9 protein-coding genes are annotated in these 13,526 nt (G+C 52.4%); all 9 read right to left on the bottom strand.

All coding sequences use genetic code 11. From position 1 onward, the window contains the following. Positions 1-5: 5 nt before the first annotated feature. Complete coding sequence (rpoC, locus tag FOB24_RS02895; protein ID WP_038636118.1) at positions 6-4,229, bottom strand: DNA-directed RNA polymerase subunit beta'; 4,224 nt, start codon at positions 4,227-4,229, stop codon at positions 6-8. A 76-nt stretch (positions 4,230-4,305) separates the two neighbouring features. Next, a complete protein-coding gene (gene rpoB / locus FOB24_RS02890) occupies positions 4,306-8,334 on the bottom strand; it encodes a DNA-directed RNA polymerase subunit beta (RefSeq protein ID WP_003033111.1) in 4,029 nt (1,342 codons plus the stop codon). A 320-nt stretch (positions 8,335-8,654) separates the two neighbouring features. Further along, positions 8,655-9,020 (bottom strand): 50S ribosomal protein L7/L12, encoded by a 366-nt coding sequence (rplL, locus tag FOB24_RS02885; protein WP_000028882.1) that lies wholly within the window; start codon positions 9,018-9,020, stop codon positions 8,655-8,657. Positions 9,021-9,086: 66 nt separating this feature from the next. Further along, positions 9,087-9,584 (bottom strand): 50S ribosomal protein L10, encoded by a 498-nt coding sequence (gene rplJ, locus FOB24_RS02880; RefSeq protein WP_005132895.1) that lies wholly within the window; start codon positions 9,582-9,584, stop codon positions 9,087-9,089. A gap of 293 nt (positions 9,585-9,877) precedes the next feature. Continuing rightward, positions 9,878-10,585, bottom strand: a complete 708-nt coding sequence (rplA, locus tag FOB24_RS02875) for a 50S ribosomal protein L1 (protein ID WP_006688358.1) — start codon at positions 10,583-10,585, stop codon at positions 9,878-9,880. Positions 10,586-10,588: 3 nt separating this feature from the next. Continuing rightward, positions 10,589-11,017, bottom strand: coding sequence for a 50S ribosomal protein L11 (gene rplK / locus FOB24_RS02870; protein WP_038636105.1), 429 nt, complete (start codon positions 11,015-11,017; stop codon positions 10,589-10,591). Between the two features lie 157 nt (positions 11,018-11,174). Beyond that, positions 11,175-11,720: a transcription termination/antitermination protein NusG gene (gene nusG, locus FOB24_RS02865; protein ID WP_003033125.1), complete on the bottom strand. Its 546-nt coding sequence runs from the start codon at positions 11,718-11,720 to the stop codon at positions 11,175-11,177. 1 nt (position 11,721) lies between these two features. After that, a complete protein-coding gene (gene secE, locus FOB24_RS02860; RefSeq protein ID WP_003033128.1) occupies positions 11,722-12,105 on the bottom strand; it encodes a preprotein translocase subunit SecE in 384 nt (127 codons plus the stop codon). Positions 12,106-12,335: 230 nt separating this feature from the next. Beyond that, positions 12,336-13,520, bottom strand: a complete 1,185-nt coding sequence (gene tuf, locus FOB24_RS02855) for an elongation factor Tu (protein WP_016157942.1) — start codon at positions 13,518-13,520, stop codon at positions 12,336-12,338. Between the last annotated feature and the right edge of the window lie 6 nt (positions 13,521-13,526).

Raw genomic sequence — 13,526 nt, 5'->3', positions numbered from 1 at the left:
AACGATTAATCGTTGTCAGAACCGCCCAGGCCTGCGTTCAGCAGTTCTGCCAGGCTGGCAGACGCATCTTCAGCAGTCACCTGCGGAGCAGCTGGCAGTTCGCCCGCTGCGCGACGGCGCATACGATCCTGGTGGTACGCGTAACCGGTACCGGCCGGGATCAGACGACCCACGATGACGTTCTCTTTCAGACCGCGCAGTTCGTCGCGTTTGCCCGCAACGGCTGCTTCGGTCAGCACGCGAGTGGTCTCCTGGAACGATGCCGCGGAGATGAACGACTCAGTTGCCAGAGACGCTTTGGTGATACCCAGCAGATCGCGGGAGAAGGTTGCGCCCACTTTGCCGTTCGCTTCCAGCTCGCGGTTAGCGATCTTGACGCGGGAGTATTCAACCTGCTCGCCTTCCAGGAAGTCGGAGCTACCAGCGCTTTCGATGGTGGCTTTACGCAGCATCTGACGAACGATAACTTCGATGTGTTTATCGTTAATCTTAACACCCTGCAGACGGTATACGTCCTGAACTTCGTTAACGATGTAACGAGTTACAGCATGCACACCACGCAGACGCAGGATGTCGTGCGGCGCTTCCGGACCGTCGGAAACCACGTCACCACGTTCTACACGTTCACCTTCGAACACGTTGAGCTGACGCCATTTCGGAATCATCTCTTCGTAAGGTTCGCTACCGTCTACCGGGGTGATAACCAGGCGACGTTTCCCTTTGGTTTCTTTACCGAAGGAAATGATGCCGCTGATTTCAGCCAGGATTGCCGGCTCTTTCGGACGACGAGCTTCGAACAGGTCCGCAACGCGCGGCAGACCACCGGTGATGTCCTTGGTACCGCCGGATTCCTGCGGAACACGGGCCAGGGTGTCACCAGAGCTGATCTGTACGCCATCTTCCAGCTGAACAATCGCTTTACCTGGCAGGAAGTACTGAGCAGGCATATCGGTGCCTGGGATCAGAACGTCGTTGCCCTGAGCATCAACAATTTTCAGTGCCGGACGCAGGTCTTTACCACCCGACGTACGCTCTGCAGAATCCAGAACGACCAGAGAAGACAGACCGGTCAGCTCGTCGGTCTGACGAGTAATGGTCTGGCCGTCGATCATGTCAGTGAAGCGGACGAAACCACTCACTTCGGTGATAACCGGCATGGTGTGCGGATCCCAGTTCGCTACGGTTTCGCCGCCAGCAACCTGTTCGCCATCACCTTTCGCCATAACGGAGCCGTAAGGCACTTTATAGCTTTCTTTGGTACGACCGAATTCGTCGATCAGTTTCAGTTCGGTGTTACGTGAGGTGATAACCAGTTTACCGCTGGAGTTAACAACCGACTTCGCATTGCTCAGACGGATGCTACCTTTGTTTTTCACCTGGATGCTGGATTCAGCAGCCGCACGAGATGCCGCACCACCGATGTGGAACGTACGCATCGTCAGCTGTGTACCCGGTTCACCGATGGACTGTGCCGCGATAACGCCGATTGCTTCACCTTTGTTGATGATGTGGCCACGCGCCAGGTCACGACCATAGCAGTGCGCACATACACCAAAGTCGGTGTCACAGGATACAACGGAACGGACTTTCACGGAGTCAACGGAGTTCTCTTCCAGCAGGTCACACCACTGTTCGTGCAGCAGCGTGTTACGTGGAACCAGAATATCCGCGGTACCCGGCTTCAGAACGTCTTCAGCAGTCACACGACCCAGAACGCGATCGCGCAGCGGCTCTTTAACGTCACCACCCTCGATAACCGGGGTCATGGTGATGCCTTCCAGCGTGCCGCAATCGTCCTCAGTAACAACCAGGTCCTGCGCAACGTCAACCAGACGACGCGTCAGATAACCGGAGTTCGCTGTTTTCAGTGCGGTATCCGCCAGACCTTTACGCGCACCGTGAGTAGAGATGAAGTACTGGAGTACGTTCAGACCTTCACGGAAGTTCGCGGTGATTGGCGTTTCGATGATGGAGCCATCTGGCTTCGCCATCAGACCACGCATACCAGCCAGCTGACGAATCTGTGCTGCTGAACCACGCGCACCGGAGTCGGCCATCATGTAAATGCTGTTGAAGGAAACCTGCTGCTCTTCTACGCCGTCACGGTTAATAACGGTTTCAGTCTGCAGGTTATCCATCATCGCTTTGGATACACGATCGTTCGCCGCAGCCCAGATATCGATAACTTTGTTATAGCGTTCGCCTGCGGTTACCAGACCAGACTGGAACTGCTCCTGGATCTCAGCAACTTCAGCTTCCGCTTCAGAGATGATCTCGTGTTTCTTCTCCGGGATGACCATGTCATCAATACCAACAGATGCACCTGAACGCGCTGCATAAGCAAAGCCGGTGTACATTGTCTGGTCAGCGAAGATAACGGTCGGCTTCAGGCCCAGAATGCGGTAACAGGTGTTCAGCATTTTGGAGATGGCTTTCTTACCCAGCGCCTGGTTGACGATGGAGAAAGGCAGACCTTTCGGTACGATCATCCACAGAATGGCGCGACCAATGGTCGTGTCTTTCAGGCTGGTGTGCGCAACGAATTCGCCGTTTTCATCTTTTTCATATTCAGTGATACGCACTTTAACGCGCGCATGCAGAGAGGCCAGGCCAGCGCGATAGATACGCTCAGCTTCTTTCGGGCCAGTCAGCACCATGCCTTCGCCTTTGGCGTTAACACAGTCACGGGTCATGTAGTACAGACCCAATACAACGTCCTGAGACGGAACGATGATAGGTTCGCCGTTCGCCGGGGACAGGATGTTGTTGGTAGACATCATCAGCGCACGCGCTTCAAGCTGGGCTTCCAGCGTCAGCGGTACGTGAACAGCCATCTGGTCACCATCGAAGTCGGCGTTATATGCCGCACAAACCAGCGGGTGCAGCTGGATAGCTTTACCTTCGATCAGTACCGGCTCAAATGCCTGGATACCCAGACGGTGCAGGGTTGGTGCACGGTTCAACAGTACCGGGTGTTCGCGGATAACTTCGTCCAGGATATCCCAAACGACAGCTTCTTCACGCTCAACCATTTTCTTAGCGGCTTTGATGGTGGTGGCGAGGCCACGCAGTTCCAGCTTGCCGTAGATGAACGGTTTGAACAGTTCCAGTGCCATTTTCTTCGGCAGACCGCACTGATGCAGACGCAGGTATGGACCTACGGTGATTACAGAACGACCGGAGTAGTCAACACGCTTACCGAGCAGGTTCTGACGGAAACGACCCTGTTTACCTTTGATCATATCGGCCAAAGATTTCAGAGGACGCTTGTTAGAACCGGTGATCGCACGACCGCGACGACCGTTATCCAGCAGGGCGTCAACCGCTTCCTGCAGCATACGTTTTTCGTTGCGTACGATGATGTCCGGCGCAGCCAGATCCAACAGACGCTTCAGACGGTTGTTACGGTTGATCACGCGACGATACAGATCGTTCAGATCTGACGTTGCGAAACGACCGCCATCAAGCGGAACCAGCGGACGCAGATCTGGCGGCAGAACCGGCAGAACGGTCAGGATCATCCACTCTGGCTTGTTGCCAGACTGTACGAAGGCTTCCAGCAGTTTGATACGCTTGGTCAGCTTTTTACGCTTGGTTTCGGAGTTGGTTTCGTTCAGCTCTTCGCGCAGAGTTTCACACTCTTGCTCCAGATCCATGCTCTTCAGCAGGGCCTGGATAGCTTCCGCACCCATCTTCGCGTCGAATTCGTCACCGAACTCTTCCAGCGCGTCCAGATACTGCTCTTCAGTCAGGATCTGTTGACGTTCCAGGTTGGTCATACCGCCTTCGATAACGACATAAGATTCGAAGTACAGTACGCGTTCGATATCGCGCAGCGGCATATCGAGCAGCAGACCGATACGGGACGGCAGCGATTTCAGGAACCAGATATGCGCGGTCGGAGACGCCAGCTCGATGTGGCCCATACGCTCACGGCGTACTTTGGTCTGGGTCACTTCAACGCCGCACTTCTCACAGATCACACCACGATGTTTCAGGCGCTTGTACTTACCGCACAGGCACTCGTAGTCTTTTACCGGCCCAAAGATACGGGCGCAGAAAAGGCCGTCACGCTCAGGTTTGAACGTACGGTAGTTGATGGTTTCCGGCTTCTTAACTTCACCGAAAGACCATGAACGGATCATGTCTGGCGAGGCCAGAGCAATTTTGATCGCATCAAACTCTTCGGTTTTAGTCTGCGCTTTCAGAAACTTTAATAAATCTTTCACGGATTTGCTCCCGTCGGAGTTAGCACAATCTGGCGCTGGCTGTTACGCCAGCACCAGTGACCTGTTTGATCGAGAGTTACTCGTCTTCCAGCTCGATGTTGATACCCAGCGAACGAATCTCTTTCAACAGTACGTTGAAGGATTCCGGCATGCCTGGTTCCATCTGATGGTTGCCGTCCACGATGTTTTTATACATCTTAGTACGACCGTTCACGTCATCAGACTTAACGGTGAGCATTTCCTGCAGGGTGTATGCCGCGCCATATGCTTCCAGCGCCCACACTTCCATCTCCCCGAAGCGCTGACCACCGAACTGAGCCTTACCACCCAGCGGCTGCTGAGTAACCAGGCTGTAAGAACCGGTAGAACGCGCGTGCATCTTGTCATCAACCAGGTGGTTCAGTTTCAGCATGTACATGTAGCCAACGGTAACCTGGCGCTCGAACTGCTCACCGGTACGACCGTCGAACAGGGTAATCTGACCGGAAGTCGGCAGGCCACCCAGCTGTAACAGTTCCTTGATTTCAGACTCTTTCGCACCGTCGAAGACCGGCGTTGCGATCGGCATACCTTTTTTCAGGTTTTCAGCCAGACGCAGAACTTCTTCATCGCTGAAGGTATTCAGGTCAACTTTCTGACGAACATCTGAGCCCAGATCGTAAGCACGCTGGATGAACTCGCGCAGTTTGGCGACTTCCTGTTGCTGTTTCAGCATGGCGTTGATCTTATCGCCGATACCTTTCGCAGCCATACCCAGGTGGGTTTCAAGGATCTGACCGATGTTCATACGCGATGGTACGCCCAGCGGGTTCAGTACGATATCTACCGGCGTACCGTTAGCATCGTGTGGCATATCTTCGATCGGGTTGATCTTAGAGATTACACCCTTGTTACCGTGACGACCTGCCATCTTATCACCAGGCTGGATCCGACGTTTAACCGCCAGATAAACCTTAACAATCTTCAGCACGCCCGGTGCCAGATCGTCGCCCTGAGTGATTTTACGGCGTTTCGCTTCGAGTTTTTTCTCGAATTCGTGTTTCAGTTCGTCGTACTGCTCAGCCAGTTGTTCCAGCTGATTCTGTTTCTCTTCGTCGGTCAGGCCGAGTTCTAACCAGCGGTCACGCGGCAGTTTGTCGAGCTTCTCAGCTTCAACACCACCGGAAACCAGCACAGCGTAGATACGGCTGAACAGACCAGCTTCGAGGATCTGCAGTTCTTCAGACAGGTCTTTCTTAGCCTGCTTCAGCTGCATCTCTTCGATTTCCAGCGCACGTTTGTCTTTTTCTACGCCATCGCGAGTAAAGACCTGAACGTCGATAATCGTACCGGAAACACCGTTTGGCACGCGCAGAGAAGAGTCTTTAACGTCAGACGCTTTCTCACCGAAGATCGCACGCAGCAGTTTCTCTTCCGGCGTCAGCTGGGTTTCACCTTTCGGCGTTACCTTACCAACCAGAATATCGCCACCGGTCACTTCCGCACCGATATAAACGATACCGGATTCATCCAGTTTGGAGAGCGCAGCTTCACCCACGTTCGGGATGTCAGCGGTGATCTCTTCCGGCCCCAGCTTGGTGTCACGGGACACACATGCCAGTTCCTGAATGTGGATGGTGGTGAAACGGTCTTCCTGGACAACACGCTCGGATACGAGGATGGAGTCTTCGAAGTTGTAACCATTCCATGGCATGAATGCCACGCGCATGTTCTGACCCAGCGCCAGTTCACCAAGGTCGGTGGACGGACCGTCTGCCAGCACATCACCACGTTCAACCGGCTCGCCCAGAGATACGCAAGGCATCTGGTTGATACAGGTGTTCTGGTTAGAACGGGTGTATTTAGTCAGGTTATAAATGTCGATACCTGCTTCGCCCGGGTACATCTCGTCTTCGTTAACTTTGATAACGATACGGGAAGCATCCACGTACTGAACAGTACCGCCACGTTTAGCAACTGCAGTAACACCGGAGTCAACGGCAACAGCACGTTCCATACCGGTACCAACCAGCGGCTTATCAGCACGCAGAGTCGGAACCGCCTGACGTTGCATGTTCGCACCCATCAATGCACGGTTGGCGTCATCGTGTTCCAGGAACGGGATCAGGGACGCACCGACGGATACCACCTGCTGGGTGGATACGTCCATGTAGTCAACCTGGTCACGGCTGAACAAGCTGGATTCGCCTTTGCTACGGCAGGTAACCAGATCTTCTACAAAGTGGCCTTCGTCATCCAGGTTGGAGTTCGCCTGAGCGATAACGTAGTTACCTTCTTCGATAGCAGACAGGTAGTGAATTTCATCGGTTACAACACCGTCGGTCACTTTACGGTACGGCGTCTCAAGGAAGCCGTATTCGTTAGTCTGTGCATACACGGATAGGGAGTTGATCAGACCGATGTTCGGACCTTCAGGCGTTTCGATTGGACATACGCGACCGTAGTGAGTCGGGTGTACGTCTCGAACTTCGAAGCCTGCGCGTTCACGGGTCAAACCGCCTGGGCCGAGTGCGGAGATACGACGTTTGTGCGTAATCTCAGACAGCGGGTTGTTCTGGTCCATAAACTGAGACAGCTGGCTGGAACCAAAGAACTCTTTCACTGCTGCAGAAATCGGCTTGGCGTTGATCATATCCTGAGGCATCAGGGTATCCAGATCGCCCAGAGACAGACGCTCTTTCACCGCACGCTCAACACGCACCAGGCCAACGCGGAATTGGTTTTCCGCCATTTCGCCTACGGAACGGATACGACGGTTGCCAAGGTGGTCGATATCATCGACTTCGCCTTTACCGTTACGGATATCGATGAGCTTCTTCATCACTTCAATGATGTCGTCTTTGCTCAGGATACCGGAACCTTCGATTTCGTCGCGCAGCAGAGAACGGTTGAACTTCATACGACCAACCGCAGACAGGTCATAGCGGTCTTCGGAGAAGAACAGGTTCTCGAACAGGCTTTCCGCAGCTTCACGAGTCGGCGGCTCACCAGGGCGCATCATGCGGTAGATTTCTACCAGCGCGCTCAGACGATCGTTGGTTGGGTCGACGCGTACAGTTTCAGAAATGTACGGACCGTGGTCCAGATCGTTAGTGAACAGCGTTTCGATACGCTTGTGACCAGACTGGCTCAGCTTAGCCAGCAGATCCAGGCTCAGCTCCATGTTAGCTGCGCAGATCAGCTCGCCAGTAGATTCGTCAACGTAGTCTTTAGCCGCAACCTTACCAGCAATGTATTCAACCGGAACTTCGATATGCTTGATATCGTCTTTTTCCAGTTGGCGAATATGGCGCGCAGTGATGCGACGGCCTTTTTCGACGTAGACTTTGCCGTTAGCTTCGATGTCAAAGGAGGCGGTTTCACCACGCAGGCGTTCCGGCACCAGTTCCATCTGCAGCTTGTTGTCACGAATTTCGAAAACAACTTTTTCAAAGAACAGGTCAAGGATCTGCTCAGTGGTGTAGTTCAGCGCACGCAGAATGATGGTCGCAGGCAGTTTACGGCGACGGTCAATACGTACGAACAGGTTGTCCTTCGGATCGAATTCGAAGTCCAGCCAGGAACCACGGTAAGGAATGATACGCGCGTTATACAGCACTTTACCCGAAGAGTGGGTTTTACCTTTGTCGGAGTCAAAGAAGACGCCAGGACTACGGTGCAGCTGAGAAACGATAACACGCTCAGTACCGTTGATAACAAAGGTACCGTTGTCGGTCATGAGCGGAATTTCGCCCATGTAGACTTCTTGTTCTTTAATGTCTTTTACGGTGCCTTCCGGCGCTTCGCGCTCGTAGATCACCAGACGCAGTTTTACGCGCAGCGGTGCGGAATAGGTCACGCCACGGATCTGACATTCCTGAACGTCAAACACCGGTTCGCCAAGACGGTAGCTGACGTATTGCAGCTCGGAATTACCGCTGTAGCTCTGAATCGGGAAAACGGAACGGAAAGCTGCTTCCAGACCATACTGCCCTTCAGGATCTTGCTCGATGAACTTCTGAAACGAGTCAAGCTGGATAGAAAGGAGATAAGGTATGTCCAACACTTGCGGACGTTTACCAAAATCCTTACGAATACGTTTTTTCTCGGTATAGGAGTAAACCATTAGGGTTCCTCAGCTCGCTGACAAGTCGACCCATCTGTCCATTGAGCGGACAGTTTGTGCAACACTATTTTGTTGACCGGAAAATCGAATACTTTCCGCAATGCCTGTTGCTATCACGCTTAAACCATTTCATTGCGATTTACACAGAACTGACGCTCTGTCGCAGTATATTAAGACGTCGATAGAAACAAGCATTGAAAGGCACAGCAGTAGTCAAACAGTGTGAAACGCTACTGGCGCCTTACAGCGCAAAAAGGCTGGTGACTAAAAAGTCACCAGCCATCAGCCTAATTTCTTAGGCTGCAACCAGAAAAGTTGGCTTATTTAACTTCAACTTCAGCGCCAGCTTCTTCCAGAGATTTTTTCAGTGCTTCTGCGTCGTCTTTGCTCACGCCTTCTTTCAGCGCAGCCGGCGCAGATTCTACCAGGTCTTTAGCTTCTTTCAGACCCAGGCCAGTTGCGCCACGTACTGCTTTGATAACAGCAACTTTGTTAGCGCCAGCAGCTTTCAGAATTACGTCGAATTCAGTTTTTTCTTCAGCAGCTTCAGCCGGGCCAGCAGCTACAGCTACAGCAGCAGCAGCGGAAACACCGAATTTTTCTTCCATTGCAGAAATCAGTTCTACAACGTCCATTACGGACATAGCGGATACTGCTTCAATGATTTGATCTTTAGTGATAGACATTTAAATTGTTCCTGAAAATCAGAATAAGTTTATACGTAAGCAGATGCTTGAGAAAGGTAACTGCAATTAAGCAGCTTCTTTCGCATCGCGTACAGCAGCCAGAGTACGAACCAGTTTGCCAGCCGAAGCTTCTTTCATGGTTGCCATCAGGCGTGCAATTGCTTCTTCGTAGGTCGGCAGAGTTGCCAGGCGGTCGATATTCGATGCCGTAATCAACTCACCTTCAAAGGCTGCGGCTTTGACCTCAAATTTTGCATTCGCTTTCGCGAACTCTTTGAACAGACGAGCAGCGGCGCCCGGGTGTTCCATAGAGTATGCAATCAGGGTCGGACCAACAAACGTGTCTTTCAGGCACTCGAACTGAGTACCTTCAACGACGCGGCGCAGCAGGGTGTTACGAACAACACGCATGTATACGCCAGCTTCACGACCTGCTTTACGCAGTTCAGTCATTTTATCTACAGTTACGCCACGGGAATCCGCAACTACTGCAGACAGCGCGCCTTTGGCTACTTCGCTGACTTCAGCAACAATCGCTTGTTTGTCTTGAAGATTTAAAGCCATTAGCTTTGCTCCTGGATGTTTGCCGGAACTCATGTTCCGGAACTCACTTCACTCCCCCCAACGGAGAGAGCGTCTAAATACGGTGAGCAGAAACAAGCCAGAGTATCAGAAATAATCTTAGCGTTCTGTCACCGTCTACGCAGGGCATTAAGTTTCTTGGGAAACACCTGCGGTCTTCGACGGAGGCCTGGATAGGCCAGGCTCCAACGAACAAATCTGTTGTCTATCGGCCGAAGCTAATAGAATCGTGGGCGAAGATTGTAGACAAATTCGCCGCCCACGTAAAGCTAATCTTAGACGTTCGCAGACGCGCTCAGACCAGCCTGATCAACGGCAACACCAGCACCCATGGTGGTGGAGATGCTAACTTTCTTGATGTACACGCCTTTTGCCTGAGTCGGTTTTGCTTTTTTCAGCGCAACCAGCAGAGCTTCCAGGTTTTCTTTCAGTTTGTCAGCGTCAAAATCCACTTTACCGATGGTGGTGTGGATGATGCCGTTTTTGTCGTTACGGTAACGAACCTGGCCAGCTTTAGCGTTCTTAACCGCTTCAGCAACGTTCGGAGTTACGGTACCAACTTTCGGGTTTGGCATCAGGCCGCGCGGACCCAGAACCTGACCCAACTGGCCAACAACGCGCATTGCATCCGGAGAAGCAATAACAACGTCAAAGTTCATTTCGCCTTTCTTGATCTGGTCAGCCAGATCTTCCATACCTACCAGTTCAGCGCCTGCAGCTTTAGCAGCTTCAGCGTTTGCGCCCTGGGTAAATACGGCTACGCGAACAGAACGGCCAGTACCGTGCGGCAGTACAGTTGCACCACGTACGTTCTGGTCAGATTTACGAGCGTCGATGCCGAGGTTAACGGCAACGTCCACGCTTTCTACGAATTTAGCAGTGGCCAGCTCTTTCAGCAGAGCAATAGCTTCGTTGATGTCGTACTGTTTAGTTGCATCAACTTTGTCACGGATCACGCGCATACGCTTGGTCAGTTTAGCCATTTCTTAGTCCTCCACTACCAGGCCCATGGAACGTGCAGTACCTTCAATGGAGCGAGTCATCGCTTCAATGTCGGAACCAGTCATGTCGGCAGCTTTGGTCTGCGCGATTTCCTGCAGCTGAGCGCGGGAAATTTTACCCACTTTGTCTTTGTTCGGCTTGCCGGAACCAGACTTGATACCAGCCGCTTTCTTCAGCAGTACTGCTGCCGGAGGCGTTTTGGTAACGAAAGTGAAAGAACGGTCAGCGTAAACGGTGATAACAACCGGGATCGGCAGACCTTTTTCAATGGAATCAGTTTTTGCGTTGAACGCTTTGCAGAATTCCATGATGTTCACGCCTTGTTGACCCAGTGCTGGACCTACCGGCGGACTCGGGTTAGCCATACCAGCTGCAACCTGCAGCTTGACATAGGCTTGGACTTTCTTAGCCATTCTAAATTCCTCTAGTTGGGTTATAGCGCCTCAAAGAGGCTCCCCGTGTTTTTAAATTCGTTTTACGGACAGAGTCCATAAAAACAAAAGGCGCGAAATTGTATTCCAATCTCGCGCCTTGTGCAACGATTAAATCGCCGCTTTTTTGATCGACGTGTTAGGCTTTCTCAACCTGGGCGAAGTCCAGTTCAACCGGAGTCGCACGACCGAAGATAGATACAGAAACTTTCAGACGAGACTTCTCGTAGTCCACTTCTTCAACTACGCCGTTAAAGTCAGCAAACGGACCATCGCTAACGCGGACCATTTCGCCCGGCTCAAACATCGTTTTCGGACGCGGCTTATCACCAACCTGCTGCAGACGGTTCATGATCGCATCAACTTCTTTGTCGCTGATTGGCGCCGGACGGTCAGAAGTACCGCCGATAAAGCCCATCACACGCGGAACGCTGCGCACCAGGTGCCAGCTCGCATCATTCATGACCATCTGGACCAGTACATAGCCCGGGAAGAATTTACGTTCGCTCTTGCGACGCTGGCCACCACGGATCTCGACCACTTCTTCTGTCGGCACCATGACTTCGCCAAACAGCTCTTCCATATTTTGTAACTTGATATATTCGCGCAGCGACGTGGCAACGCGGCCTTCAAAACCGGAAAACGCCTGAACGACGTACCAGCGCTTTTTAGGGGCTTCAGACATCTTAGAACCTCAGGCCAGTGATAAAGGATACCAGGCGAACCAGAATACCATCCAGTCCCCACAGGATCAGTGACATTACTGCGGTAACCGCAGCCACAATTAATGTGGTGTGCAATGTTTCCTGGCGAGTTGGCCAAATGACCTTACGGACTTCGGTTCTCGCTTCACGGGCAAAAGCAACGGTCGCTTTACCTTTTGTTGTCAACAGCGCGACACCACCCGCTGCGGCAATCAGAATCACTACGGCCAGCGCACGCAGCGGCAGCATCATGTCACGATAAAGGTAATTGCCAACGATAGCTACAAGCAGCAATACAGCGACAACAACCCACTTCATCGCTTCCAGGCCGCGCCCGCTTCCTTGAGCTTCGGTATTCGCACTCATAAACCAACCTGTCAGAAGTATTCTACAAACATTTTCACCCCGCGTAAGCGAGGCGATCCAAACCGAAATGCTCTGGTGCGTTTCGGACTAAACGCCCTCTTCAGAGCCTGTCTCAGCAATGATTATGACAAAAAAAATCACTGATGAGCCAGGTTCTGGTGTGAAAGCGTGCAAAAAGGGCATCAAATGATGCCCTTTTATTGCGCATTGCGTCAAATGTTATTCGGCAATTAGCTCATTACTTTGGCAACAACGCCCGCACCAACAGTACGGCCGCCTTCACGGATTGCGAAACGCAGACCGTCGTCCATCGCGATTGGGTGGATCAGGGTAACAACCATTTTGATGTTGTCGCCCGGCATTACCATCTCTACGCCTTCCGGCAGTTCGATGGTGCCAGTCACGTCAGTAGTACGGAAGTAGAACTGCGGACGGTAGCCTTTGAAGAACGGAGTATGACGGCCGCCTTCGTCTTTGGACAGGATGTACACTTCAGATTCGAACTTGGTGTGCGGCTTGATAGAGCCCGGCTTAGCCAGTACCTGACCACGTTCGATTTCTTCACGTTTGATACCACGCAGCAGAACACCAACGTTCTCACCAGCACGGCCTTCGTCCAGCAGTTTGCGGAACATTTCAACGCCAGTACAGGTAGACTTAGCGGTGTCTTTGATACCAACGATTTCAACTTCTTCGCCAACTTTGATGATACCGCGCTCTACACGACCGGTAACAACGGTACCACGACCGGAGATGGAGAATACGTCTTCGATAGGCAGCAGGAACGGCTTGTCAATCGCACGCTCTGGTTCCGGGATGTAAGAGTCCAGGAAGCCAGCCAGTTCGATGATTTTCGCTTCCCACTCTGCTTCGCCTTCCAGCGCTTTCAGAGCAGAACCACGAACGATCGGCGTATCGTCGCCCGGGAAATCGTACTGAGACAGAAGTTCACGAACTTCCATTTCTACCAGTTCCAGCAGCTCTTCGTCATCAACCATGTCGCATTTGTTCAGGAACACGATGATGTACGGAACGCCTACCTGACGACCCAGCAGGATGTGCTCACGAGTCTGCGGCATCGGGCCGTCAGTCGCAGCAACAACCAGGATCGCGCCGTCCATCTGCGCAGCACCGGTAATCATGTTTTTAACATAGTCGGCGTGGCCCGGGCAGTCTACGTGTGCGTAGTGGCGAGTCGGGGTGTCATATTCAACGTGAGAAGTGTTGATGGTGATACCACGAGCTTTTTCTTCCGGCGCGTTATCGATCTGGTCGAATGCACGAGCAGCACCGCCGTAGGTTTTAGCCAGTACGGTAGTGATTGCAGCGGTCAGCGTTGTTTTACCATGGTCAACGTGGCCGATAGTACCGACGTTAACGTGCGGTTTAGTACGTTCAAATTTTTCTTTAGACATCGATTG

It is taken from the genome of Citrobacter werkmanii (genome assembly GCF_008693645.1).
GTDB classification, from domain to species: domain Bacteria; phylum Pseudomonadota; class Gammaproteobacteria; order Enterobacterales; family Enterobacteriaceae; genus Citrobacter; species Citrobacter werkmanii.
This window is presented reverse-complemented; position numbering and strand designations above follow the sequence as displayed.